Below are 26960 nucleotides of genomic sequence, written 5' to 3' on the forward strand. Positions count from 1 at the left end.
GATCAGCTACAGCAGATCGGTGAAAATGAGGTTGCCATGTCCATTCGTCCCGTTTCAAAGATATCTAATGCAAGTCCCGCCATAGAGGGTGCAGGAGTTCACCTGCACAGAGCCTTCGGTTTCGGTGATACCGCAGCCAGCGATCCGTTCCTTCTGTTTGATGATTTCCGGAACAACGATCCCCGTCTCTACAGCAAGGGTTTTCCCTGGCATCCCCATAGGGGGATAGAAACCATCACATATGTTCTGGCCGGAGAGGTGGATCATGGGGACAGTCTGGGGAACACGGGAACTCTGGGTGCCGGAGACGTGCAGTGGATGACTGCCGGAAGCGGGATCATTCACCAGGAGATGCCCCGGGGAGATGTTGCGGGGGCCATGCACGGGTTTCAGCTTTGGGCGAACCTGCCCTCATCTCAGAAGATGACAGATCCCAGATATCAGGATATTCCCTCCGGGGAAATCCCCGAGGTAACCGAGGACGACGGTACCAAGGTCCGTATTATTACCGGTGAGTTCTGGGGAAAGCGCGGACCGGTGGAGGGTATTGCCGCCGATCCCAGATATCTGGATATCTCGGTTCCACCGGGGAAAGAGCGGTTTTTTAAAATCGACCTGACCCATAATGCCTTTGCATATGTGTTTGCCGGTTCCGGCAGCTTTCGAGGCGCTTCCGACCCTTTCCTTGCCCCTACCGAATATGTGAACGCAGAGGGCACCACCGAAGCCCTTCCCTCCCATCCTGTGGAAAACCGAAACCTGGTGCTTTTTGACCGGGGGGATGAGATCCTGGTGAGGGCCGGGGATGAAGGCATCCGGTTTCTTCTGGTTTCCGGCCAGCCCCTGAAAGAACCGGTGGCATGGCACGGTCCCATCGTTATGAACAGCCAGGGAGAGATCCGTCAGGCCCTCAGCGATCTGGAAACAGGAAAATTTCTCAGGTCTTCCCAATAAATTCTCCAAAAAGATCCCTCAACCCTCGTCAAATTTGATTTTTATTGTATAATATATACGACCCCCAAAGGGTCATGGGAGAGGGAACAAATGATGTTTACGCTGGGAGACCTGCTCATCCTCAGCGTGGCGGTGATAGTTGTATTAATATTCCGCCACCTGGACAGGAATAACAGATCCCTGGAGAAGGTGAAGAAATTCAGTGACCGGATCCAGCAGGAACTTGCGGAAATTGCCGAAGAAAAATCACAACAGCTTCAGGATATCTCTATAGGGGTGGACGTACATCAGCAGTCCGCCCGGAGGGCTATAGAACGTCTGGAAGCATCCGCCGAGGAATTGAATGCCAAGGCGGCTCACATCGATGAAATTCAGCAGCGAATAGATGAGTATGATCTTGCTCTCAAGCAGTTGGTGGAAATGACCAACAAGGCTGAAGAGAATATGAAGGGGATTCAGAAGGAGTCTGCCTACGTGGATACCGTGGGCAGGCGGATTAAGGATGCCCGAAAACAGATGGAAGGTATCGAAAAGCAGATTCCCTCCCTTTTGGAAGATTTTGAGAAGCGCAATTCCCGTCAGCTTGAGCATACCGGCGCTGAGGTCCTGAAAGAGGGTGAGAAAATGGCTGCTGATCTGCAGAAGCGGGTGGAAGATGCCCGATCCCAGGCTGCCGATACCCTCAGCGGATTGGAGCAGAGGTCATCTGAGGTTCAGGAAGGGATGGACAGTCATTCTGCGTCCCTGATTAACTCGATGGAGGAACGCTTCGGTACATTTCGGGATGAGCTGAATGCTGCAGAGGAGAATTTCCGCAGCAAGATGAATGAAATTGCCACCAAGGCCCGGAATTTTGAACTCCAGGCATTTTCCGAGCTACAAGAGGAGTTGGACGGTAGAAGAAGCGATCTTCGCAGCTCTCTCTTAGAAAGCATTCAGGATCAGCAAAGCGAACTTGAGCAGAAGTTCGAAGATGCCCGCCAGGAGAATAGTTCACGGCTGGACACAACCCTGGGCGAACTCGGTGAACAGTTGAGAAACGATACTGCACTGATTACATCCCAGGCTCAGGAGCAACAGCAGGAATTAGCACGAAAATTCAGTGAGCTTGAAACGGAACTGGAGGAGCAAAGCAGCAGCTACCGGGGACGATTGAGCGAACATCAGGAAGAATTCGAGAACGGGTTTATCCGCATTGAACAGGAAATTGAAGAGAAGCTCCAGCAAAGCCGTGAAGAGGGCAGCCTAAAAGCCGATGAGCTGCTGAACCGGATCAGCATGGATGTGGAAGCCCGGGGCCAGAGCCTTGAGCAAACCATAGAAAAGCAGTTGGAGGATCTGGATTCCCGTGTTCAACTTTCCCATAATCAGATAGATACCCGCTTTAGCGAACTCCGAGAACGACTGGATGACTGGATGGAACGTTCCAACAGTTATATCGGAAATCTGGATACCCAGTTCTCCCAGCTGAATGAAAAGAGCATACGGCTGGAACAGGATCATACCGCCCGGCTCGAACAGATTGAGGCGGAAATTGTGCGCACCGAGGATGAGGTGAACACCCGCTTTCAAAGCCTGAAAGATGCAAGTCAGCAGCTTGTGCATGATGCGGAAGAATATGTGAACCGTGAAATTCGGGAAAGCAGCGAGCGGAATACCCGAAATCTTGAATCCCAGTTCGCCCAGGTGGACAGCAGAATACAGGAAGCACAGAATTCCGCCTATCAGCAGGTGGAACAAATACGTCATCGCATAGAAGAATGGCAGGAAGGTTTTCAGGGCGAGCTGGATGAGCACAGCGGCGAAGGGGCAAAGCTTCTGCAGCAGGCCCGGGAAGATTTCATGGCGAAGGCCCGGCAGGTGTATGAAGACCAGGACCAACGGACCAAAGAGCTTCAGGCAGGTGTTCAAGATAGAATTCAGGAGCATGAACAGAAATTGCATGAGCAGCTCGATTCCAGCGGTCATGAAATCCAGCGGATTCAGGGACTTCAGGAAGATAATGAGCGGAAGATTCAGGAGATAGATGTAAGCCTTCAGAATGCCGTTGAGCAGCTGCGGCAAAAACTGTCGGAAACCCACGGGAATTTGGAGCAAAGCATCTCTGAAGAGACTCTCCAGATGGAACAGAAAATTTTCGGACAGCTGGAAAAACGTCTCATGGATTATGAGGGGAGCATCAACTACCGGCTTACCCGACTGGAAAATGTGGGAACCGAGCTGGAGGAACTGGATTCCAAAATTCACGAATCCATGGAGCTGGTCTCCGCATCGGTGAATGACGATATGGAAAAAATGAGTCAGGAGCTGAGACAGCAGAGGGAAGAGGACCTGGTCCGTGCCCGTGAGGAAATGGAAACGCTGAGCAATCAAATTACATCCCATCAGCGGGAACTGGAGGAACTCAAGGAGCAGAGCCATGCCAGCATGTCGAAGCAGCTGGAGGTTCTTGAGCAGGAGTTTTTTAATGATCTGCGCCAGCGTCAGCAAAACCTTGACAAGCGTCTGGAGTCATGGACGGAGGAATTCGATGATAATCTGGACAGGTTGAGCAGTCAGGGGGAAGAAGAGCGGCTAAATCTTGAACGGAAATATGTTGATGATTTTGCCAGTAGGATAGAAGGCCTGAGAAGCGGTCTTGGCAGCCGAATTGATGAGCTACAAAGCGAGTTCAGGGATCGTGAAGGCCTAATCAGAGAAGATCTGAGTGCCCTTTCTGAGAAGGTAGGTTCCGCCAAAACAGGTCTTGATGATCAGCTTTCAGTCTTCCAGGAGCAGTCCCAGTCTCTCATCGATGCACGTTTTCAGGATATTCAGGGCATTCTCAGCAGCAAGTTTCATGAAGCCGAATCTGATGTGGATGGAAAACTGGCCAGACTTCATCAGAGTATGGATGAACGGGAAGGAGAAATTCGGGATCTTCACGAAACCATTCGTTCGGATGTCACCATCTGGCAGAATCAGATTCTCCAGAGATTGAAGGGCTCGGAAAGCGGTATCGAAGAGGAAATGTCCAATTTCAGAGTGAGGATGACCGATACTCTGACTGCACTGAAAGAAGAATACAGCAGTGAGAAGGATGATATTGTCGCATCGGGAGAAAATGCCCGGGCCGAGCTGAGAAACGGTATTCAGGAAGCGTCGGTACAGATCAGCGAACTGCAGACAAACCTGAACGAAAAAACCGAGGAAGCTCTGAACCGCTTCAATATGGACTACCAAAGTTTCATGAAAGAGATGGAACATCGGGGCAGGGAATTCGGTCAGGAAGTTGATGATTCGGTCAGGGAATTCAGAGGCTTTGTTTCTTCCACCAGGGACGAATTCGAAGCGGCCCAAAAACGGCTTATGGACCGGCTCAATGAAGATCTACGGATGCTGGATGTAAATATTAAACAAATTGAGAAAAAGCAGAAAAACTTTCTTCAGCAGACCAAGCTATTCGAGCGGGCTGATAACCTGAAAAAGAGCCTCATGGAAGACGTTGCTCAACTGAAATCGGAAATTGACCGGGTTCAGAACGAAAGGAAACAGGTTGAGGAGCTGGACGGAGAGTTTAAACGGATCCGCAAGCTTGGCGATGAAGCAACTGAGAAAATGAACCGCTTTATCGGTGAACAGCGTCGGCTTGAAACCATCGAAGATGATTACAAAAAACTGATGACCCTCTCCTCCAACGTGGATAGTCAGTTGGACAAGGTAACCAGTAAGCACGATAGCCTTCAGCAGATGCAGCTTGCCATCCGGAATCTGGATGACCTGCAGAAAGAGCTTGACCAGCGTTATGACCGGCTGAGCAAACGGAAAGAGGTGATCGACACAACCCTGGAAGGAGTTGACCGGAATTTTCACCAGCTTACCGATCTGGAAACCCGTATATCCGATCTTCACGGGCATATCAGCGGACTGAACAAAAATGCCGACGACCTGAAAGAACGCCTCGAGAGCCTGGCTATGAACAAAAAAGAATCGGATATGGCCTTGAGAAATCTCACAAACCTGAATCAGGCTATGGAGGAGATAGACCAGCGGATGTCGGATATGCAAAAGGCCAGAGAATGGCTCGCCCGCACAGAGACCCGGTTGTAAGAAGTATCCCAGCAAGCCGACCAGCGTGTTCATTTGTTGGGAAACATTACCGGTCAGCAGTATAGCGCCGCGGATGGCGATGACCGTTCTGCGCCTTCGGTCTCAGTACGTGACATGGTGATCAAGCTGAAACATCAGGGGTGGAAGATTGAAGATATTGCGAAATCCTGTAAGATTTCCCGGGGAGAGGTAGAGCTGATTCTTGAGATGGCTCACCGCTGATCGGAGCATTCAGAGCGGGGGTTTTCCCTCTGTGTTTTTCAACACAATTTCAGCCGCCGGAGTCCGGCGGTAATGAAATTTTTTACATTACTTGACCTTTGCTATTGCTCTGTGTATTTTCTATTCACCAGAACACATCTAAATAAAATCTCATTCATGTATAAAGTAGGAGGAGTTTGTGGCCGTCGAGGATAAGGAGCATCAGGTGGATGAAGCATCCCCGGAATCCGGCTCTGAAGATGACGCCCAGGCTGAAGCCGGGGAAGGGTCTGAACTGAGTACCGATGACGAAATGTCCGTGAAGGACAAGGAAATTACACGTTTACAGCAGGAAAACAGCGATCTGAAGGATCAGTTTCTTCGGAAACAGGCTGACATGGATAACTTCAGGAAGCGGTTGTTAAAAGAAAAAGAAGATGCCATTACCTTCGCAAACAAGCAATTACTGCTGGATTTAATCACAATTATAGATAACTTCGAACGGGCAATCAAAAGTTCCGAAAGCGCCAGGGACTTTGACTCTTTTCATGACGGAATTGTGATGATTGAAAAAGAGTTTGTGGGTATGCTCGAACGAAAATGGCATTTAACCCGCTTCGAATCAGAGGGTGAAGAGTTCGACCCCATGAAGCATGAAGCGATGATGGTGGAAGAGTCCGGTGATTACGATCACCAGGTGGTTCTTCAGGATTTTCAAAAAGGTTATATGCTTAAGGATCAGGTGCTCAGGGCGGCCAAGGTAAAGGTTTCCCAGCCTGTCTCACCAGGTGAATCCGGGGAGCAGGGCGAAACCACTGCAGAAAACACCGCCGAAAGCGCGGATAGTCCAGATTCCCGGGAACAGGAATAATCGTTCCCGGCCGATATTAAATGAATCATAAAAGTGGAGCACTCCGGATTCCCGGGGCTCCGGAATAAAATTAATAATTTGATGAAACCCCGCAGCGAGTATGCGGGTGGAAATGCAAGGAGATATGTATGGGTAGAATAATCGGAATTGACCTTGGTACAACCAATTCCTGTGTAGCTGTAATGGAAAGTGGCGAATCTGTAGTCATTCAAAATGCGGAAGGGCAGCGAACCACTCCTTCAATGGTCGCCTACACTGCGAAAAATGAACGGCTGGTGGGACAGCCTGCAAAAAACCAGATGGTGACCAACCCCGACAATACCATCTATTCAATCAAACGTTTCATGGGCCGTCGGGGTAACGAAGTGGATCAGGAAGTAACGATGGTTCCCTACAATGTGGATACCTCCGACAAATCTTCCGCTGTAAAGGTTGTTGTGGGTGATAAAAAGTTCACCCCTCAAGAAATTTCTGCAGCAATTTTAAAAAAAATGAAAGAAACCGCAGAGAGCTACCTGGGCGAAACCGTCACCGAAGCGGTAATTACCGTTCCTGCGTATTTTAATGACGCTCAGCGCCAGGCCACCAAAGATGCCGGCCGGATTGCCGGATTGGAAGTGAAGCGTATTGTTAACGAGCCCACGGCGGCTGCCCTTGCGTACGGTTTTGGCAAAGAAGGAAAGGATGAAAAAATCGCCGTGTATGACCTTGGTGGCGGTACATTCGATATTTCAATTCTTGAGCTGGGTGACGGTGTTTTCGAGGTTAAATCCACCAATGGAGACACCCATCTGGGCGGGGACAATTTTGACCAGAAAATTATTGACTGGCTCATTGAAAATTTCCGAAATGACTATGGCATCGATCTGAGCAAAGATCGAATGGCCCTTCAGAGACTGAAAGAAGCCGCAGAAAAAGCAAAGAAAGAGCTTTCTTCAACTGCAAGTACGGATATTAACCTTCCTTTTATTACAGCCGATGAATCCGGACCTAAGCATATGCAGTATAATCTAACCCGGAGTAAATTCGAGCAGCTTGCCGATGATCTAATCAAGCGGACAGAAGCGCCGTGTAAGGCGGCACTGAAAGATGCGGGCTTAAGCGCTTCCGATATCGATGAGGTAATTCTGGTAGGGGGAAGTACCCGGATTCCTGCGGTGCAGACCCTAGTGAAAGAGATTTTCGGAAGAGACCCACACAAAGGGGTAAACCCCGATGAAGTTGTTGCTCTGGGTGCCGCCATTCAGGGTGGTATTCTCGGCGGAGATGTGAAAGACGTTCTCCTTCTTGATGTAACACCCCTTTCCATGGGAATTGAAACTCTCGGGGGCGTATTCACCAAATTGATCGAACGGAATACCACCATCCCCACACGGAAGACTCAGATTTTCTCAACCGCTGCGGATAACCAGACCGCGGTATCCATTCATGTGCTTCAGGGTGAGCGGGAAATGGCCTCTCAGAACAGAACTCTAGGCCGATTTGATCTGGCCGAAATTCCCCCTGCTCCCAGAGGCGTTCCCCAGATTGAAGTGACCTTCGATATCGATGCAAACGGTATTGTGCATGTAAGTGCCAAGGATCTTGGAACCGGAAAGGAACAGAAAATCCGAATCGAAAGCAGTTCAGGTCTGAGTGAATCTGAAATCGAAAAGATGGTGAAAGATGCAGAGGTGCATGCGGAAGAGGACCAAAAGCTTAAAGAAGGGGTTGAAACCAGGAATGAGGCTGACAGTCTCATATATGCAACAGAAAAATCCGTAAAAGACTATGGTGAAAAAATCGGTGATGATGAAAAAAGCAAGATCAATGAAGCCATTGCCGATCTGAAAAAGTCCCTGGAAGGCGACGACCTGGAAGACATTAAGGCAAAGACTGAAGCTCTCAAACAGGCAAGTTATAAGCTGGCTGAAGAGGTATATAAAGCACAGGGCGGCGATCAGGCTCAACCCGGTGCTGAAGGTGCCGAAGCCGGCGCAGCAGGTGAAGAGCAGGCCGATGGTGCCGATCATTCATCCGGTTCCGCTTCCAAGGACAATGTCGAAGACGTTGACTATGAAGTAGTGGACGAGGATGATAAGTAATAATGGCTAAACGAGATTATTACGAAGTCCTTGGAGTCTCCAAAGGAGCCTCCAAGGATGATATCAAAAAAGCATACCGGAAACTGGCGGTGAAGTATCATCCCGACAAGAATCCCGGCGATAAAAAGGCGGAAGAACTGTTCAAAGAAGCCTCCGAAGCCTATGAGGTTCTTGCCGATGAAAAGAAGCGGCAGACCTATGACCAATTCGGCTTTGCCGGGCTGGAAGGTATGGGCGGCGGCGGTGGCGGAGCACAGGATTTCTCCAGCGTGTTCCGGGATTTCGGCGATATCTTCGGCGACTTCGGTATTTTCGATTCCTTCTTCGGCGGCGGCCGGGGAGGGGGAGGCCAGCGTAGAAGAAGCTCCGCGGTTCGTGGATCCGATCTGCGCTACGATCTCAAGGTACCGTTCAAGGATGCCGCATTCGGCACCAAGGTTGAAGTGAGCTATAACCGCAGCGTCCAGTGTGAAAGCTGCAAGGGAAACGGTGCAGAACCTGGTACGGGGAAAAAGACCTGTCCGGGCTGCGGCGGCACCGGTCAGGTGCGCCGTTCCTCCGGATTCTTCTCTATAGCCTCCACCTGCCCCAATTGCAGCGGTGAGGGAACCATTATCGAAAGTCCCTGTAAGACCTGCCGGGGTGCGGGACGTGTGGAAAAACATACCAGAATCAAGGTGACGATTCCCGCGGGTATTGAGAATGGCAAACGGATAAATATTCCAGGTCAGGGCGATGCGGGGAAAAACGGCGGACCTCCGGGAGATCTCTATGTATTTATCAATGTGGAACCCCATGAATACTATGAGCGGGACGGAGCGGATCTGTACTGTGTAATTCCCATCGATATAGTTCAGGCCAGCCTGGGTACAGAAATTACCGTTCCTACCCTGGAGAATAAGCGGGTTAAGTTGAAAATTCCTGCGGGAACTCAGAACGGTAAAATACTCCGTCTCAGAAACGAGGGGATCCCCCATCTAAACAACTCAAATAAGCGCGGCGATCTCTACATTAAGATTCAGGTTGACGTTCCCACTAAACTGAGCGCTAAATCAAAGGATTTGCTGAAGGAGCTTGGAGCTTTGGAAGGAAGCAATGCTTCTCCACAGCCGGTACTTCTGCGGCATCTGTAAAGGTTCGAGATCATCCCCAAGGAATCCGTAACATAGTGCTAAGGCTTAAGTTTCATCGGACAACTCCCGATGATAAAGCGGGGAGATCTTTCCCCCTTTATCAGGAGTGTTCGATGAAATCGTTAATACAGCTCGGGGGCCGTGGCGGTCTCCTTATTTTATTATGTTTGATCCTTCCGGCGTCCGCATCCACATCACAGCCCAGTGAAGATAATATAGGCGAATACCATGCTCTTCATGAGGATCTCTCTTTTGACCCATCGGATTACGGTGAGGGCTGGATAGTGAATGATGAAAATGCCGACGGAATGGTGGACTATGCAATTTACTTCGATGAAGACGGGTTTAAAGTCTTTGAAGTAATTGATTTCGACGGCAACGGAAAAATGGATGATTTTTATTTTTATTCACGGGGTGTGTTGGTTCGGCAGGAACTTGATCAAAACGATGATCAGCTTATAGATTTATGGGTGTATCTTACCGAAGGCGTGTACGTTCAGGGGTATGAGCGGGACAGCAATTATGACGGAAGGATTGATGTGGTGAAATTGTATGGCGAAAACGAATAACTCCGGAATATTGTTTGCTCTTCACGATATAGAAGAATTCCTCAGGGGCAACAAGGGCCCGCTGAAGCAGCTTACCCTGGAATATTCTCCTGATGTAAACCGCCGGGAAAAAGAGATCCTGGACCTATGTAAAAAGAAGGCTGTGAAGCTTCACCCCCTCTCCAGGGATTCCTTTAACGCAGGGGCATCTGACATTTTCGGCTCCTCCCGTCCCAAAGCTCTCAGGCATATCCTGCTTCATGTTCCCGATTCCATGCTCATTCCAATGCAGAACACCGGCGGCCTTGAAGATCTTATTCAAAGTAGCGATTCACCTAATTCCCTCATACTCGTATTGGACGGTATTACCGATCCTCACAATCTGGGTGCCATTCTCCGGAGTGCGGATATGTTTTCTGTGCATGCAGTGGTGCTTCCCAAAAAGCGCAGCGTCCATGTAACCGATACGGTGCGTCGGATCTCCGCAGGTGCAAGTCATCACATTCCAGTATTTTATGTAAGCAATTTATCCCGAACTCTTGATCAGCTGAAGGGGGAGGGCTATTGGATCTACGGCGCGGATCTTGACGGGAAAAACCCCTCCCAGCTGAGATTATCAGGAAAAACCGTCCTGGTTATGGGCAGTGAAGGTAAGGGATTGGGACAGGAAGTGAAAAAACACGCGGATGATGTGGTCACTATCCCCACATCAGGCAATGTGGATTCTCTGAACGTGTCTGTAGCCGCGGGAATTCTCATGTATGCCGTTCGTGAACAAATGCCGGTGGAAGACTGAGTCCTGACAAAACCTCCCCCGCCGGGGAGAGGCTATTTTCCGTCTTCGCCGAATATGCGGTTTCCGATATCCTTCCGGTACCAGGCCCCGGGAAATTGCACCTGAGAAGCCAATTCGTAGCATCTGTTACGTGCCTTCAGCAATTCGCTGCCTTTCCCCACTACGGAAAAACATCTTCCTCCGCCGGTAACAAGCTCGCCGTGAACCATGCGGGTTGATGCATGAAAAAGATGTTGTCGTTTCTCCAATCTGATATCCGGCAGCTCCACCTGAAAATTCTTCTCATATTCTCCCGGGTATCCTTCTGCAGCAACCACCACGCAAATGGATTGGAGAGGTGAAATACTTAATTTCTGTGTTCCCAGGCTTTGCTTGGCCACCGCTTCGAAGAGGTTTGCAAAATCCGTTTCGATAAGAGGTATGACAGCCTGGGCCTCTGGATCGCCAAAGCGTACATTATATTCCAGCACCTTTGGTCCCTCATCGGTAATCATGAGTCCGAAATAGAGAATCCCGCGAAAATCGATACCGTCATCCAGAAGTCCCTGAAAACTTGGGCGAATGATTGTTTCCTCAATTTCCGGTATGAGGGAAGTATCAAACCAGGGCACGGGACATACCGCACCCATGCCGCCAGTGTTCGGACCCCGGTTCCCTTCAGCGGCCTTTTTGTAATCCGCCGCAGGGGGGCAGAGCAGGTAGTCTTTTCCGTCGCTGAGGGCGAAAATGGATACTTCATATCCGGTAAGGAATTCCTCTATGACCACTTCGCCATCTTTTAACTGGTCTTCAGCGAAATCTCTGGCTTGAGAAAGATCGGAAGTTTCCAGTACGCCTTTTCCTGCAGCCAACCCGCTTTTCTTCACCACCAGGGGCAGTTGAAATTCAGATAACGCAGTTTCAAGTTCCTTAGATGTACGTACAACCCGTGCTTTTGCAGTGGGAATCTTATGCCGGAGCATGAACTCCTTGCTGTACGCTTTGCTGGATTCAAGCTTTGCACCATCAGCTCCGGGGCCGACGGTGGGAATGGAGTTCTTTCTCAGTTCATCCGCCAGTCCCCTTGAAAGGGGGACTTCAGGGCCGATAAACACCAGCTTTATTCCGTGCTCGTTCACTGCCGAAAGAATTGCTTTGGTATCGCTGCTATCAATATCCAGATTAATGGCAAACTCTGCGGTTCCGGCGTTTCCCGGTGCGCAAAACACTCCGTTATTTCTGGTGCTTGTGTGAAATTTCCAGGCAATGGCATGTTCACGGGCTCCGCCGCCCACAACTAAAACTTTCAATACGTCCTCCAAACGCTGATATCACCAAAATGAATTAAAACGTATCAGTCAGTATTTCCATTCTCGGGGTAATCTAACAGATTGCGAATGGTCCTGGGGTACCAGAAATGCTCGAGCTGGTGAATCTGATTCTCGGCTTCTGTCAAACTATTCACATCTGACCGGTGAAAAGCCTGTTGAACAATGATGCGGCCGGTATCCATTCCCTCATCCACATAGTGAATGGATATTCCCAGGTAATCATCCCCGCTCCCCCAACTTTGCTCTATACCCCGTGTTCCCGGGTGTCTGGGCAGCAGGGAGGGGTGAATGTTTATGATTCTGTCAGGATATGCATTGATGATCAAGGGGCTGATCAGGCGCATGAATCCGGCAAGGACGATCAAAGCGATTCCCCTCTGCTCCAGATGGGAAAGAATCTCCTGTTCAGCTTCTTCCCGGGGTCGGTTTTTATAGCTGATAAATTCCCCGGGAATACCTTTCTCAATCGCATAATTCAAGGCGCCTGAGTTTTTTCGGTCGCTGATAAGCATGCTGATACGGTGGCGGGAATCCCTTTCAAAATCCCGGTGAATGGCCTGAAAATTTGTACCGTTTCCCGAGGCAAATACTGCAATATCAGCCACGAATGATCTTCCCTGCTTCAATAATTTGTACACCCCGGCTTTCTGCAAGAGTGTTGGCCTGATCCAGCTTAGAAGGGGAAACAACCATTACCAGACCCAGTCCCATGTTGAATACCTTGCGCAGTTCATCTTCCGAGGTCTGACCCAATTTCCTGATTTGCTTGAAAATACCGGGAACATCCCAATCCCAGCTCAGGGCGGGTATCATTCCTGGAGGGAGAATTCTCCTAAGGTTGCCTTCAAGTCCTCCTCCGGTAATGTGAGCGGCAGCTTTTACCAGGTTCTGTTCATGAAAGGGCATGAAATCTTCTACGTAAATTCGGGTGGGGGTAAGGAGCTCGTGCCATATTTCATCATCGGCTTCCTCAAGCAGCTTCCGGGCCAGCGAGAATCCGTTGGAATGCACCCCGGTTGAGGGGAAGCCCAGAAGGAGATCGCCTTCCTGAATTTCTGTGGACTTGGGAAGAAGTCTGGATTTGTCACCCACACCGCTGCAGAAGCCCGCAAGATCAAAATCATCTGTTCGGTAGACGTCAGGCATTTCCGCAGTTTCCCCCCCCGCGAGCATGCAGCCGGCCTGTTCGCAGCCGGAAACAATACCCTTCATAAGTTCTTCAAGAACATCGTTTTGCAGTTTTCCGCAGGCAATGTAGTCGAGAAACACCTGGGGCCGCACACCGGCCACCGCAAGATCGTTTACGCACATGGCAACAAGGTCGATTCCCAGAGTATCGTAGGTTTCGAGTCGGCGGGCGACCAGAAGTTTGGTACCCACCCCGTCGGTTGAACTGAGCATTACCGGATTGCTGATTCCATTCATATCCAGTTCAATTCCACCGGCAAATCCTCCAATGCCCCTGGAGACCGCAGGAGACTGAATTCCTGCAATGTGACGGGCGAATGCGTCGCCTTTTTCGATATCCACGCCTGCTTCAGCATAATCTTTGGGCTTCATGTTATCTCCCTTGGTGTATTTCCTCTATGTATTTCTCTATTTCAATTAACTGGTTCCAGCCGAACCTACGTCCGTTCCCCGGTTTTCATCACCCGCCGTTGAGATCCCTGGGCGTAGCCTTCCTGGCTTCCGGCCGGAGGGGAACTTCAAAAGGGTAATTACCGGTGAAGCAGGAGAAGCAGAATTTTGGGGAATCTCCGCTGGCAGCCTTCAGATCATCAACCTGGAGGAAGCGCAGGCTGTCGGCACCCACATGGTCCGATAGCTCGTCAGGAGAAAGGCGGTTGCTGATCAGTTCTTTCCGTGTGGGGATATCAATCCCGAAAAAGCATGGCCAGCGGATTTCCGGGGCGGAAAGGCGCAAGTGAACCTCAGCTGCCCCGGCTTCTTTAATGAGTTTGACCAGAATTTTTGCCGTTGTTCCCCGTACCAGGCTGTCGTCTATGAGAAATACCCTTCGTCCCTGAATTACTGAACGAACCGGATGAAGTTTCAGACGTACGGCAAGTTCACGTTCTGCGGTGCTGGGGAGTATGAAGGATCTTCCTGTGTAATGATTTCTGGTGAGACCCATTTCAAAGGGAATACCCGCATGCTGGGCGTAGCCCAGGGCGGCAATGGTGCCGCTGTCCGGAACCGGTACAACAATATCGCCGCCGGAGTGGGTTGTGTTGAGAAGTTTCCGGTCCTTCTCAGCCAGGGCTGCACCGATCCGTTTCCGGAAGTTGTGAACTGAGGCATCGTAGATTTCCGAATCGGGACGGGCGAAGTATATCATTTCAAAAATACACTGCTGGGTTCCTTCGTCGGGATTCCGGGGGATAAAATAGGATGATTCGCCATCCCTGTTTATAACAATTACTTCCCCGGGTTCAACAGAACGGTATTCGCTCACCTGCATCATATCTAGCGCAACGCTTTCCGATGCCAGGTAGGTTTTATCTTCTTTCCAGCCAATATAGAGGGGGCGAAAGCCCCAGGGATCCCGGATTGCGATAAGGCTGTCATCGTGGAGGGCAACCATGGAAAAGGCGCCTTTCAGTCTGCCCAGGCTGTGCATGAGCGCCTCATGAAATCCATCCTTTCTGCATCTGCTGATGAGATGAAGAATTACCTCGGTGTCGGAACTGGTTTGAAAGATTGCCCCTTCCTGAAACAGCTCCTCTTTCAGTTCGCCGGTATTGGTAAGATTCCCGTTGTGTGCAATTGCAATCTCGCCCTTATTGCTGTTTACCACCAGGGGCTGGGCGTTTTCTTTTTTATTCCCCCCGTGGGTGGAGTAGCGTACATGCCCTATGCCGGCGTGGGAGCTGTGGGGGGTTTCCAGGTACCGTCCCAGCACACTACTCACCATGCCCAGGTCCTTATGGACCACAGTGCTGTCGCCTTCCCGATATGCGATGCCGGCGCTTTCCTGACCCCTGTGCTGAAGGGCAAACAGCGGAAAGTACAGATCCTGAGGAATATTCGAGGGGTTGCGGCTGAACAAACCTACCACCCCGCAGTAATGTCCGGGTTTATCAGTATTCACGGTTTGATGTATATCATCGGGGGGGTGGAGGGTCAAGCACCACCGTCTGGAAACCCTGCACCACCGCCGTAAATTCGCCGGTGGCGGTGGATTGGGTGTTTTGGGTGATGCTGCAGTTATCTACAGCCTACACAGGCTGTTGGTGAAACAGGTTATTGCTCAATATTTAACAACCTGCAGGCGTTGTCAAAGCTTGTTTGAGAAAAATCCTCCACAGACATATCCCGGAGTTCCGCAAGAAATTCCGCGGTACTATGAAGATAGCTGGGCTTATTTCTCTTTCCCCGGTATGCGGCGGGTACCATGAAGGGACTCTCGGATTCAATAACAATCCGGTCCAGAGGCATATTCTTTGCCGTTTCATGAAGGTTCCGTGCATTCTTATAGGTGACATTCCCGGCGAAGGAGATATAGAGGTTTAACTCCAGGGCTTTCTTGGCGAAATCCCAGTCTTCCCCGTAGCAATGAAGAATTCCTCCCCTGCTGGGAATACGTTCCCGGAGGATATCGAGGATATCGGTACCGGCATCCCGATTATGAATGATTACCGGAAGGTCTAATTTTTCGGCAATTTCCAGCTGCCGGATAAAAAGCTCCACCTGGCTGTCCTTATCTCCGAATTTACGGTAATAATCCAGACCGGTTTCACCGATGGCAACCACCTTATCCAGTGATGCCCCCTGGTCGATCTTCGATTCCCAGTCCAGGCCGGGGTTTTGTACTTCAGAAGGTGAGACGCCGACGGCGTAATACACGTTGCTGGCGGTTTTCAGGTTTTCATAAACTGCAAAGAAATCATGTAGATTGTTACAAATGCTGATAATTCCATCCACATTGGATTGGCGGGCTTCCTGAGTAATAATAAGTTGTTCAATCGGGTCTTCGTGTATCAACCCGATGTGGGCGTGAGTATCAAATAGCTTCATAATTGATTTTTCCATTGAGAAATGATATAGCTGCCTGCGTACTATTGCAGTCAGATTTAAAAAGTATCACGCCAAGTGACAAAGGTCAACTCATTCTCAACACTCCCGTACTACTTTACTGTTTGACAAAATATGAACAAACATGCTATTTTTTTAACTGTTAACAAATTGGGGAAAAGCTGTTTATGAATGGTCCGATTGCCCGATCATACCGGTCCGTGCGCTTTAGGTCTTACCCAACGCAGCAGGGGTTAACTTTCGGTGGGATAAGCCGATATAATTATTACCATACGTTTGACTTTTAACGTCAGGGTAACAAGGGGCGGCTGACCGAAAACCGGCATGAATACTCCTTGAACTAATGTGGAGGCAGCTAAACAAATTATGCGCTCGGATAGCAAGAATCGAAAGCCTGTATTTTCTAACATCAAAGCTTTTTTCCGTAAAACCTCCGCTTTTGCCGTTTCTCTGGTGAAACAGAAATTCACCGTCATGTTTATTCCCCATTCTGAAAAGAAAGTCGTAAATTTCCAGGTGAGCACCGTTCTGCTGGCATTCGTAGGAGCAATACTGCTGGGGATGGTGGGTGGATTCTTTTACATGACCACCGTATATGCCGGTTCCGAACAGGTTATCAGTGAACAGGAAGATGACCTTGTGGTAACTCAGGGTAACCTTGATACCGTGCTGGATGAAGTGAATGATCTGGTTAAGGTGTATGAGATATTTGAACATGCCATGTCCAGTACCCTGAATGAACTTGAAGTTTCCAGCAGAATGGAAAATGGGATCAGCGGATCGGGGGATTTATCCTCCATCAGTGATCTTCAGGAGATTAATAACGGGGAAGTTCGGGAAATTTATGATCTGCGAAGACTCAGGGAATCCATTTCTGATGCCGTGGGGCCCCTTGAGAATATTTCATCGGTGCTTGGGGTACGAAAAGAGGTTCTCGCAAACCTGCCCACGTTGTGGCCCGTTGCCGGCGGACGCTCCGCAGTAACCATGGAGTTCGGCCCCAACATCCATCCGATTAACGGTAACTGGTATCTCCATAAAGGTATAGATATTGCAGGCCCCATGGGGCTGCCCATTCAGGCAGCCGCAAACGGACGGGTCGTAGAATCGGGTGTAAATAATATTTCCGGTTACGGAAACTATGTGGTAATTGAGCATAAATACGGATTTAAAACCCGTTACAGTCACATGGGAAGCCGTCTGGTGGAAGAAGGGGATATTGTTTCCCAGGGAGACCGGATAGGTACTCTTGGGAGTACCGGAAAATCATCTGGTCCCCATCTTGACTTTCAAATCATGCTGGGAACTGAAGTACTTGACCCTGCAAGTTTTCTAAAAATTCAGAACACATTCGAACGCTGGGAGGGTAACCGCTGATGGAGCGGTTTCCCGAAGAACAATACGTTAATTCCCTCATTGGCTTTGGCAGCAGATTTAAAGGGGATATCGAAATTGACGGATTGTTCAGAATTGACGGTGACTTCTCCGGTTCGGTGAAAACTGAAGGCAAGGTCCTGATCGGAAGCCGTGGCAGGGCGGACTGCAGTATCAATGCCCGAGTGGTTGTAATCGGTGGAATTTTCCGGGGAACCGTTTATGCACAGGAGAAAATCATCGTCCTTGCGTCCGCTGTGGTTATCGGAAATCTGTATACGCCCCGGTTGATAGCCGAGGAAGGCGTTCTGATAAACGGATCTCTGGTTATAACCGGAAAAAAAGCCGGAAGAAAGAATGTGGTACAGCCCCGGAGAAATGGACTTGATACTTCCGACGCTCAGGACGGGGGAATGAAAAATCATACCCGGGAAAATGAAGCGGGCAGGGCGGGCGGTCTTTTCCGCATCGGTAGAAAACGCAGACAGCCTTCCGCCCCGGAAGAAAATGTAAGCTCCAAAACTTCCTGATCTGGGGGTAATAATGGATCGAATAGACGGAACCGGTGGGTTCCTTTTTCGTCCCGACCATCCTCTGCCTGAAAAAAAGAAAAAAACAAACTCCACAAAATCAGCATCCAAGGGAATGTTCGGTAAGTTACTATCTAAAAGTGAAGTGACAGAATCTGAGTTTTCCACTTTGCCCGGTTCGCCCATTGAAAGCGATGATCAATTACGGGAAATTATTGATACCATTCACAGCACCGGAGAACAGATCATGAAATATCCCGGACCAGATACCCTTGCCCGTTACCGGCAGGCTGTGGGAGATTTTATTCGGCACGTAAGCAGCAATGCATATGAGGTGGATGAGCAAATTTCCCGCCGGGATGTTATGAATCAGAAAAAATACAGTATTATCCGTGTTGTGAATGAAAAGCTTGAGAAACTTTCCCGGTCTGTGCTTTCATCTCAAAACCGGCAGATGGAGATGCTCGGGGGTATGGAGGAGATCCAGGGACTTCTTGTGGATCTTCTCCATATTAGTTGACTAAATAACTCATAAAAAACTCCAAAAGAAAAGCTGTAACAAAAACCTTCATATTTTTTTCAATCTGGGGTAGTATGGAATATGGAATGGAAAGTACTGCTCCGGTACCTGAAACAATACGGATCAGTCGCTGTCCAACTAAACCAGACAAACCCCGTACGGGAGAAAATATATGAGTTCCACACCATCTCAGCGATCTGCGGATACAGGGATTGATTCATCTGCATGCAGATCTGAATATATGGCGCTGAAAGTGCTTCATACCAACGATGTGCAGTATTGCAGAAACAACGGTGAAGTTCAGCCTGGCAAACACTACATTATCCCCACAAAATACGGCCCCGATTTGGCCCTGGCAATTGGAGTCACCGATACCTGCGTGCAATGCAACCTGAACGGCTCTGCGTCCGATGATGAGAATGCAGAAGGGCCCCGCCTCATCGCAATTATTGAAGAGGCGGGAGGCGAAGATATGGAAGCGTATTCTCAAAATCTTGAACGTTCCCGGGAAGCGTTTCAAATCACCCAGGATCTTATAGATCATCATAATTTGAATATGAAACTTGTCCGGATACATTTTGTCCTCCGGGAGAGCAGAATCGTATTCTTTTTTACATCAGAGAAACGGGTTGACTTCCGTGCTCTGGTAAGAGATCTGGTAAGCCATTTTCGGGCCCGGATCGAACTGAGGCAGATCGGGGTACGAGATGAAGCACGAATGGTCGGCGGCCGGGGAGTATGCGGCCGGGCCTTGTGCTGCAGTGCAATTGGTGAAAATCTCGAGCCGGTCTCCATAAAAATGGCGAAGACCCAAAAGCTGAGCCTTAATTCCCAGAAAATTTCCGGCCCCTGCGGCCGTTTGCTATGCTGTCTGGCATTTGAATATCGGACATATCAGAAGGAACAGGAAGGCTTTCCACGGGAAGGGCAGTGGCTTGAGCTGAAGCCGGGAGAGAAGGTGCGGATTTCCGAAGTGAATATTCTCAGCAGAAAGGTATGTGCCTACTCCCGAGACGGCGTAAGAATGGAGTTTTCCGGGGATGATATGAAATATACCAGAGGCGAAAATGTCTGGCGCTACCAGGCACGGGAACCCGAACCGGAAGACCTGCTCTAAGCATTATGAAGCATTCATTCCATCCCGCTTGAACTGAAGCTGCTGTAGACTGTGGTATAAACCCTGTTTCTTCATCAATTCTTCATGCCTGCCGGATTCCGCTACTTTGCCATTATGCAGAACGACGATATTATCCGCATCCATAATGGTTGAAAGGCGGTGGGCAATGACAATTGAAGTTCTGCCGGTCATCAGAGTTTCCATGGCATGCTGAATTTTCCGCTCCGTTTCTGTGTCGATGTTCGCAGTTGCCTCATCCATAATGATGATTCTCGGATCCTGGAGCAGGAGCCTGGCGAAGGAGAGAAGCTGCAGCTGTCCGCTTGAAAAATTTTCTCCGCTTTCAGAGACCATGGTATCCAGGCCTCTGGGAAGTCTGCGGATAAACTCACCGGCCTGAACCGTATCCAGCACCTCAAAAACCCGTTCATCGCTCAGTTTCTTTCCTAACAAAAGATTTTCCCGAAGACTCATATGGAAGAGGGTTACATCCTGTTGAACCGGCTGGACAATAGTTCTCAGGCGGTGGAGGGGAATATTTTTCACATTAATCCCATCTATGCGGATCGTTCCTTTTTCAATTTCCCAAAGCCTGGATAAAACATTTGCAATGGTTGTTTTTCCCGAGCCGGTGTATCCCACCAGTGCGATCCGCTGGCCCGGTGAACCTTTAAAACTGATGCCCTTTAAGACCGGATCCCCGGGATTGTAAGAGAAGCGCACGTCCTTGAATTCTATTGCTCCCACTACCTTTTCCTTTTCGGGAATAGATGTTTCAGATCCCTCCCCACCGATGGTCTGATGTTCCAGGTGTTTTTCATCCAGCAGGGAGAAGACCCGTTCACTACCGGCCATGGCAGATTGAATGAGGGTGAATTTCTCTGCCATATCCCGCACCGGCTGATAAAAGCGTTGAATTAGATTGATAAACGCAATAAGCACACCCAGGCTCACAAGTCCGGAAAGAAGTCGCTGGGCACCGGCGAAAAGAACCAGGGCAATAGACATGGTTGAGAGAAAATCCACAACCGGCCGGAATATGGTGAACACATACAGTTCGCTGAGATTCGCCTTGAAGAGCTGGTAATTTCTCCTGGTAAATTCCCTGATTGTCTCAGTCTCCCGGGCGAACAGCTGTACAAGGCTCACCCCGCTCAGGTGCTCGGAGATATAGGCGTTTACCGAACTTACCCAGCTGCGGACCTTTCGGTACGCGCTGCGTGCCTGCCTGCGAAAGAACAGCAGCAGCAGCGTCACCGGAGGAAGTATGGCAAGGGAAATCAGCCCTAAGTTGAAATCAAGCAGGAAGAGGGTAATCAATACCCCCGCCATCATAATCACATCGGAAATAATTGAAGTGAGAACATTGGTGAACAGTTCATTAATAGTTTCCACATCGCTGGAAACCCGGGTAACAAGTTTTCCCACCTGCTGATTCTGCAAAAACCGGAGATCCTGATGAATGGTCTGATGATACAGCTGGATACGCAGGTCTTTCATTACATTTTGACCTGCCAGAGCCATGAAAAAGATTTGCAGAAAACTGGACAGGAGAACAAGGATCAGAATGCCCAGATACAGAAAGGCCTTATCCCGGATTCCCTTCCAGTCCGCCGCTCGCAGTTCACGTTTTAATTCAGGCGTCAGCTCCCGGTAGGCCGAATCCCGAATTGCGGCATATTCGGCGTTATACAGAAATTCGGGGTAGTCTGAGGCTTGTGAGGATGACAATTGATCATTAATCCTGTTTATCAGGGCGTTATCCGGGGTGGTGTGGGAAGAATCTTCACTCTTTCTGACTATGAGATAGTATGCGGGCGGGTCTGCATCCTTGGTTCTGAAGTATCTGCCTGCATAGCGGCGGGAATAAAAACGGAATCCTTCCACATCAACCCAGTTTCCATCAATTCTGGGATCAATTTCACGGATTCCCTCCAGATCGGTGATTTCTCCCGGCAGCCAGCCGGGTTGAAGGTTGTCGTCCACTGCACGCTGAATAATTACCGGCATGCTGAGTTGTCCAAGAGTGGTGAGAATAATAAAAAACATGCTGAGATATGTCTGCCAGCTGTAGCGACGCATATACTGGAAAAGCCGCATAACCAGGCCCTTCTGAAAGCCGGTAAACTGTTGTTCTTCGTGGGTGATCATGATGAAACCTCCGGGCTCAACTGTTGGATCCTGGCAATATTCCGATAGTATCCCGCTTCAGAGGCCAGTTTTTCATGGGTACCCTGCTGGCTCACCCTCCCGTTCTCCAAAACGATGATATGATCGCAATGCTTCAGGGTGGAGATTCTGTTACTTACGATTACTGCGCTTCGGGATTTCATTTGTTCCAGGAGTGACGTGAGGATCCGCTCCTCGGTCTCCGAGTCCACCGCACTCAACGGGTCATCCAGCAGAAGCATGGGAGCAAAGCGGGCCAGGGCCCTGGCGATGCTGGTGCGCTGTTTTTGTCCGCCGGAAATCGTGATTCCTTTTTCTCCCACGACGGTTTCCCATCCCTGGGGAAACTGGGGCAGATCCCTGTCCAGGCTGGAGGCACGGACCAACTCATCCAGCCGTTGCTCCTCAAGGGAATCCACGCCGAAGGCAATATTATCCCGAATGCTCGCGGAAAACAGGAAGCTCTTCTGGGGGACAAATCCGAAATAGCTTCTCAGATGCCCCAGATCAATATCGCGGATATCGCTTCCGTTTATCAGGATTCGGCCGCTGTCAAACTCAGTGAGCCGGGGGAGAAGATGGATGAGTGTGGTTTTGCCGCCGCCCACCGGACCGGTTATCCCCACCAGACTTCCCGGGGAAATGCTGATGTTGATATCTGAGAGGATTTCTCCCTGTTCACGCCGGACGCTTACATGTTCCAGTCTGATTTCTCCATTCAGGTCGGGAGAAGGACGCTGTATTCCGGGATCTATGCGGGGCTTCTGCTCCATTACCGAATTAATACGTCCAAGGCTTGCAGCGCCCCGCTGAATAAGGTTCACGGTAAAACCGGCTCCCAACATGGGCCATATAAGCATTTGGAGATAACTCAGAGTTGCTACAAGCTGACCATGACTGATTTGATCCTGAAGAACCTGACGCCCGCCCACGAGAAGGAGAATCATAATAGTAAGCCCCGAAAGAAACATCACAATGGGGAAGAACACCCCGTTCACCGAAACCAGCCGCATATTTCTACTGCGGTAATCATCGTTTAATACTGCAAACTTCCGAAGGAAAAACCGTTCCTTCACGAAGGACTTGATAACCCGTATCCCGGTGAATGTTGCCTGACTATGGCCGCTCATATTGGCGAATCCTTCCTGCACGTTCTTGAATAACGGTCCGATTAATCTGCCGAAAAAAATCAGCAGAATTGTAATGGCGGGAAGGGGGATGATGGTGTATGCGGCAAGTTCAGGAGTCTGAGTGAACATGATAATAAGAATGGAAACTGTGAGAAATATTCCGTCGAATGCCGCAACAAGAGCCATGCTTGCCGCCCGCCGGATGGTTTGCATATCGTTAGTGGCCCGGGCCATTAGATCCCCGATTCCGTATTTCTCGTAGAATGGGCCGTCCAGGTTCATGAGATGAGAAAAAAGATCTTTGCGCAGTTCGGTTTCAATTTTCCTCGCAGGTGTGCCGAGAAAATACCGCCAGCCCAGTCTTCCTGCAGCAATCGCCAGGGAGGTGAGAAACATGTGCAGAATAATTTTTGCAATATCCTCAAGCACAAAGTCCATCTCAGCGAAGCTATCCACCGCCTGCCGGATAAACTGGGGAATGAGGAGTTGAAATCCGCTGGTTATCACCAGGCTGATAATACCCAGTAGATACCAAAGGCGGAACGGTTTCATATATGCGATTAATGTACGGTATTCCTTAAGCAATTTACGTCCTTACACGTGAATGTGATGTTTCCCCATGCGGCCTGTCGGTGTCATAGGGATGATGCTCTATGGTATCTGCGGCGTCCGTTGACCCGCTGTGGAAAAGGTCAGGTGCACCAAAGATCATGAGCGCCAAAATTCTAATTGATCGGCGATCATTTCCCGGGCTTTTTCAAGATCTTTTTTGATATCATCCTTGGATTCGGGAGCAGGAAGTACAGTAAGTAGCTTCGTGCGGTAAAGATAATCATTTTTCCGTAAAAAGTCTGTAAAATGACTGTACTTTGAACCTCCGTCTATTGCCAGTACCACTGTGGGCAGCCTAGTGCGGGTCTGAATAATCCGGTATGCACCGGGGTTGAATTTTTTCAGGGTCCCGTCGCGGCTTCGGGTGCCTTCCGGGAATATGGCGGGGTTAAAGCCCCGCCGCATGCTTGTCCGGGCGAATGAACTGAGGATATCTGCGGTTTCCCGGAAATTGGTGTAGCGGTTGATCAGGGCGTGCCTGCCGTAGCGAAGAACCCGGGAAGCTCCGGGAATGTGCCGGCCGAGTTCCCGTTTTGCTACGAAGCGCAGCCCTTTGCCGTGAAAACTGTGAAGGGCTGCAAGAATATCCAGCAGACTCTGATGGTTTGCCACAACAATGAACTGATCCGGAAGCCTGTTGTGATCAGGCACCTGGCGGATATCCAAACCGATCATTCTTCTTCCCCAGCGGAGAATAAAATCCGTTGCACTCTCTGCAATCCGCCCAACTGCTCTCATGGCCCTGTCCCGGGGGAGAAACAGTTTAGCCCAGGCAAGCCGGAGATCCACTGAAATGAGATGTATGAGCACCATAGATAGATAGACGATTAAAATCATAAGACCTCGCATATTGTATTGACAGCTAAAGATTTATCTGATAGCTTTTCCGCCTGTTATATGGCTGTGAGCCGTATTACGACACTCCGGACTCTTATGAGTCCGGTGTCAATTCAGTTGCTTACAGCAATTGTAACCGAAACTTCAACGGAGGTTAATCCTTGGCGAATTCAAAAACAGCTGAAAAGCGTCACCGACAGAGTGTGGGACGCCGGATGCGGAACCGGACTGCAAAGAGTGAAATCCGCACATCAATGAGAAGATTTCTTGTGGCCGTCAAAGACGAAAACAAAGAAGCTGCGGAAGAGCAGTTTAATACTATCAGGAAGCTTCTTGATACTGCTGTCAGCAGGGGCATCATGCACAAAAATACCGTTGCGCGAAAGAAGTCCCGCCTGGCAAAACATCTCAATAATTTGAAGTAACGGCGGAAACTTCGCCCCTCATTCTGGGGGGCGGAAGATTTCTGACCGCGCCCATCCCGCAATACACTTCAAAGCATCATACCGCATGAATAGGGGATGAGAAGGAGTATCTGTGTCCAAAGTAAAAATGACCAAGGCAGAAATAGTTGAGAGTATTTCCGATTCAACAGGTATGCCGAAAAAAAATGTTCACAACATCATAGATCTGATGCTTTCCCAGGTAAAAGACGCATTATCTGAAGACAGGATTATTGAACTGAGAGGTTTCGGCACCTTCGAAATCCGTACCCGCAAGGGCCGGGAGAAAGCCAGAAATCCGAAGACCGGCCAAACCGTCAAGGTGGAAGACCACGGTGTTGTAAATTTTCGTCCCGGTAAGGAGCTGAAAGACAGCGCCTGGCCGTTACGGAAATAGCATATGGAACGGATGATGATCTTTCAGGAGATGCAATGTCATCAGGCAGCATGAAAGTTTCCCGAAAATCCGGGCAGGGCAGCCCCGTGCTGCAAAATGATCATGAACATGTTACCGGAAAACCGGCGGGCCAATCCCGTGGTTTCCGCTCAGTTATTCAGGAACTGGCAGGCATAATTCTGTCGGTTCTTTTATTTTATCTGGCCAATCCCAACGATATTTCCCACGACGGATTCGGCCTTTTGGGTTATGTTTCCCTCCTTCCCCTTATGTGGACAATTCACCGGGCACCCCTATGGAGACTGGCCGTATACGGCCCGTTCATCGGGTTTTTTACCTATGCTCTATTCAATCTCTGGCTGGTAAATTTTCATCCCCTCGCCATATTTATCGTACCGGTAATTTATGCAGCATACTATCTGCTGCTCATACCTTTGCTGAAGCTTCCGGTTCTCAGCATGGGTTCATACGCCTGGATCGCACAGCTCTTTATCTGGCTGGGCTATGAATACCTGCGGACCCGGGGGTTCCTGGGTTATGCATACGGTATAGTGGGCTACACCCAGTATCTGAACATTCCCCTTGTGAACGTGGCCTCGCTGACAGGAGTATGGGGAGTGAGCCTACTGGTTATACTTCCCCAATTTTTCGCCGCCCAGATCCTTGCAGACCCCGAACGATGGAATGTAAAAAGTAAACCTTTTCTCATTCCCGCGGTTTCTATTCTGGTTCTTCATGCGCTGGCGGTAAGCTACGGTACTGCAAGTCAGGTGGATTACAGTCAGGCCCCCAGGGTGAAAATGGCTCTGGTACAGCAGAATGTGGATCCGAAAATAGGGGGAACCCGGGCATACCGGAATTCCATGGACGCCAGTATCCGCCAGACCCGTCTGGCCCTTGAACAAGCCCCGGATACCGAACTTGTCGTGTGGTCTGAAACCAGTTTCATTCCCGCCATCGATTTTCACAGCAGATACCGGACCCAGCCTGAGCGCTACGAACTGGTGGATGAGCTGCTGGAGTACATCGATTCAACCAATGTCCCGGTGCTGCTGGGCAACGGTGACGGGCAGCTTCGGCTTAACGAGGAAGGGGAGTATATCCGGAATGATTACAATGCGGTCTACCTGTACAGGGACAGGGATGACAGTGAGATTTACCGAAAGCTTCATCTGGTTCCTTTTACCGAGCATTTTCCTTATGAGCGACAATTTCCCTGGCTTCATAGGCTTCTTGTGGAAAATGACACCAGTTTTTGGGAAAAGGGGGAAGAGTGGACTATTTTCCGGCTGGAGCAGGGATTGGAAGAGCTGGATTCCCTTCAGTTTGCAACCCCCATATGTTTTGAGGACACATTCGGATATCTCAGCAGGGGCTTTGTACAGCGGGGCGCGCAGCTGATCATAAATCTTACCAACGATTCCTGGGCGGAGTCGATTCCTTCCGCTACACAGCATCTGGCCATGGCGGTTTTTCGAACCACAGAAAATAGAAGAAGCATGGTTCGCTCCACCAATGGAGGAATGACCGCGGTCATAGATCCTAACGGAAGAATTATAGACAGTAATGAGCCGTTCACAGAAAGCTATATAGTAAGCGATGTGCCCGTATATACCGCCTCTGACGGGGTGTATACTCGGCTCGGTGACCTGTTTGCCTATATATTCCTGATTTCGGGAATTATATCTGTAATTGCCGCGGTAGTCCTCCTGGTCATCCGCTCTCCAGGAAATTCCGGGCGGTAACTAGAAAAAAAGCCGGGCAGTAAGCAGAAAAACATAATCTGTCTAAAAACAGGTAATCTGTCTAC

Annotated in this window: 23 protein-coding genes; 15 read left to right on the top strand and 8 right to left on the bottom strand. The window is 49.6% G+C overall.

Annotation, left to right across the window (positions count from 1 at the left end; genetic code table 11):
* Positions 1–36: 36 nt before the first annotated feature.
* The 8 genes from AC52PS_RS04705 to rlmB all read left to right on the top strand — a co-directional run bounded on the left by AC52PS_RS04705 (position 37) and on the right by rlmB (position 10676).
* Positions 37–954 carry a pirin family protein gene (locus AC52PS_RS04705; RefSeq protein WP_495561882.1) on the top strand — a complete coding sequence of 306 codons (918 nt, stop codon included), beginning with the start codon at positions 37–39 and terminating at the stop codon, positions 952–954.
* 90 nt (positions 955–1044) lie between these two features.
* Complete coding sequence (locus AC52PS_RS04710; protein WP_495561883.1) at positions 1045–5043, top strand: SpiroCoCo family coiled-coil protein; 3999 nt, start codon at positions 1045–1047, stop codon at positions 5041–5043.
* Between the two features lie 33 nt (positions 5044–5076).
* The gene (locus AC52PS_RS04715) at positions 5077–5265 is read left to right on the top strand and encodes a hypothetical protein (protein WP_495561884.1); all 189 of its coding nucleotides are present in this window, start codon (positions 5077–5079) and stop codon (positions 5263–5265) included.
* A 178-nt stretch (positions 5266–5443) separates the two neighbouring features.
* Positions 5444–6115 carry a nucleotide exchange factor GrpE gene (gene grpE / locus AC52PS_RS04720; RefSeq protein WP_495561885.1) on the top strand — a complete coding sequence of 224 codons (672 nt, stop codon included), beginning with the start codon at positions 5444–5446 and terminating at the stop codon, positions 6113–6115.
* 128 nt (positions 6116–6243) lie between these two features.
* Positions 6244–8199, top strand: a complete 1956-nt coding sequence (gene dnaK / locus AC52PS_RS04725) for a molecular chaperone DnaK (protein ID WP_495561886.1) — start codon at positions 6244–6246, stop codon at positions 8197–8199.
* Between the two features lie 2 nt (positions 8200–8201).
* On the top strand, positions 8202–9332 hold the full coding sequence (dnaJ, locus tag AC52PS_RS04730; RefSeq protein ID WP_495561887.1) for a molecular chaperone DnaJ: 1131 nt from the start codon (positions 8202–8204) through the stop codon (positions 9330–9332).
* A 113-nt stretch (positions 9333–9445) separates the two neighbouring features.
* Complete coding sequence (locus AC52PS_RS04735; RefSeq protein ID WP_495561888.1) at positions 9446–9901, top strand: hypothetical protein; 456 nt, start codon at positions 9446–9448, stop codon at positions 9899–9901.
* Positions 9885–10676 (top strand): 23S rRNA (guanosine(2251)-2'-O)-methyltransferase RlmB, encoded by a 792-nt coding sequence (gene rlmB / locus AC52PS_RS04740; RefSeq protein WP_495561889.1) that lies wholly within the window; start codon positions 9885–9887, stop codon positions 10674–10676. The genes AC52PS_RS04735 and rlmB overlap by 17 nt, the downstream gene beginning before the upstream one ends.
* Before the next feature lie 32 nt (positions 10677–10708).
* On the opposite strand, the gene purD is transcribed toward rlmB, so the two are convergent.
* From purD to AC52PS_RS04765, 5 genes are all read right to left on the bottom strand, one after another.
* Positions 10709–11965 (bottom strand): phosphoribosylamine--glycine ligase, encoded by a 1257-nt coding sequence (gene purD / locus AC52PS_RS04745; RefSeq protein ID WP_495561890.1) that lies wholly within the window; start codon positions 11963–11965, stop codon positions 10709–10711.
* A 44-nt stretch (positions 11966–12009) separates the two neighbouring features.
* Positions 12010–12591, bottom strand: a complete 582-nt coding sequence (gene purN / locus AC52PS_RS04750; protein WP_495561891.1) for a phosphoribosylglycinamide formyltransferase — start codon at positions 12589–12591, stop codon at positions 12010–12012.
* On the bottom strand, positions 12584–13546 hold the full coding sequence (purM, locus tag AC52PS_RS04755) for a phosphoribosylformylglycinamidine cyclo-ligase (RefSeq protein WP_495561892.1): 963 nt from the start codon (positions 13544–13546) through the stop codon (positions 12584–12586). Before purM ends, purN begins: the two co-directional genes overlap by 8 nt.
* A gap of 88 nt (positions 13547–13634) precedes the next feature.
* Positions 13635–15077, bottom strand: a complete 1443-nt coding sequence (gene purF, locus AC52PS_RS04760; RefSeq protein WP_495561893.1) for an amidophosphoribosyltransferase — start codon at positions 15075–15077, stop codon at positions 13635–13637.
* 152 nt (positions 15078–15229) lie between these two features.
* Positions 15230–16018, bottom strand: a complete 789-nt coding sequence (locus AC52PS_RS04765; protein ID WP_495561894.1) for a TatD family hydrolase — start codon at positions 16016–16018, stop codon at positions 15230–15232.
* Between the two features lie 456 nt (positions 16019–16474).
* Between AC52PS_RS04765 and AC52PS_RS04770 the strand changes: the two genes are divergently transcribed.
* From AC52PS_RS04770 to AC52PS_RS04785, 4 genes are all read left to right on the top strand, one after another.
* Positions 16475–17398 carry a M23 family metallopeptidase gene (locus tag AC52PS_RS04770; RefSeq protein WP_495561895.1) on the top strand — a complete coding sequence of 308 codons (924 nt, stop codon included), beginning with the start codon at positions 16475–16477 and terminating at the stop codon, positions 17396–17398.
* Positions 17398–17925: a bactofilin family protein gene (locus AC52PS_RS04775; protein ID WP_495561896.1), complete on the top strand. Its 528-nt coding sequence runs from the start codon at positions 17398–17400 to the stop codon at positions 17923–17925. The genes AC52PS_RS04770 and AC52PS_RS04775 overlap by 1 nt, the downstream gene beginning before the upstream one ends.
* A gap of 13 nt (positions 17926–17938) precedes the next feature.
* Complete coding sequence (locus AC52PS_RS04780; RefSeq protein WP_495561897.1) at positions 17939–18445, top strand: YaaR family protein; 507 nt, start codon at positions 17939–17941, stop codon at positions 18443–18445.
* Positions 18446–18617: 172 nt separating this feature from the next.
* Positions 18618–19562 (top strand): PSP1 domain-containing protein, encoded by a 945-nt coding sequence (locus AC52PS_RS04785; protein WP_495561898.1) that lies wholly within the window; start codon positions 18618–18620, stop codon positions 19560–19562.
* A 3-nt stretch (positions 19563–19565) separates the two neighbouring features.
* Here AC52PS_RS04785 and AC52PS_RS04790 read toward each other — a convergent pair whose 3' ends face one another.
* The 3 genes from AC52PS_RS04790 to AC52PS_RS04800 all read right to left on the bottom strand — a co-directional run bounded on the left by AC52PS_RS04790 (position 19566) and on the right by AC52PS_RS04800 (position 24310).
* The gene (locus AC52PS_RS04790) at positions 19566–21713 is read right to left on the bottom strand and encodes an ABC transporter ATP-binding protein (RefSeq protein ID WP_495561899.1); all 2148 of its coding nucleotides are present in this window, start codon (positions 21711–21713) and stop codon (positions 19566–19568) included.
* On the bottom strand, positions 21710–23413 hold the full coding sequence (locus tag AC52PS_RS04795; RefSeq protein ID WP_495561900.1) for an ABC transporter ATP-binding protein: 1704 nt from the start codon (positions 23411–23413) through the stop codon (positions 21710–21712). Before AC52PS_RS04795 ends, AC52PS_RS04790 begins: the two co-directional genes overlap by 4 nt.
* A gap of 156 nt (positions 23414–23569) precedes the next feature.
* The gene (locus AC52PS_RS04800) at positions 23570–24310 is read right to left on the bottom strand and encodes a lysophospholipid acyltransferase family protein (RefSeq protein WP_495561901.1); all 741 of its coding nucleotides are present in this window, start codon (positions 24308–24310) and stop codon (positions 23570–23572) included.
* 161 nt (positions 24311–24471) lie between these two features.
* Here AC52PS_RS04800 and rpsT point away from each other — a divergent pair, with 161 nt between their 5' ends.
* The 3 genes from rpsT to lnt all read left to right on the top strand — a co-directional run bounded on the left by rpsT (position 24472) and on the right by lnt (position 26895).
* Positions 24472–24735 (top strand): 30S ribosomal protein S20, encoded by a 264-nt coding sequence (gene rpsT / locus AC52PS_RS04805; RefSeq protein WP_495561902.1) that lies wholly within the window; start codon positions 24472–24474, stop codon positions 24733–24735.
* A 112-nt stretch (positions 24736–24847) separates the two neighbouring features.
* On the top strand, positions 24848–25150 hold the full coding sequence (locus AC52PS_RS04810) for an HU family DNA-binding protein (RefSeq protein ID WP_495561903.1): 303 nt from the start codon (positions 24848–24850) through the stop codon (positions 25148–25150).
* A gap of 35 nt (positions 25151–25185) precedes the next feature.
* Positions 25186–26895, top strand: a complete 1710-nt coding sequence (gene lnt, locus AC52PS_RS04815; RefSeq protein ID WP_495561904.1) for an apolipoprotein N-acyltransferase — start codon at positions 25186–25188, stop codon at positions 26893–26895.
* Positions 26896–26960 lie beyond the last annotated feature (65 nt).

Source organism: Salinispira sp. (assembly GCF_059431795.1).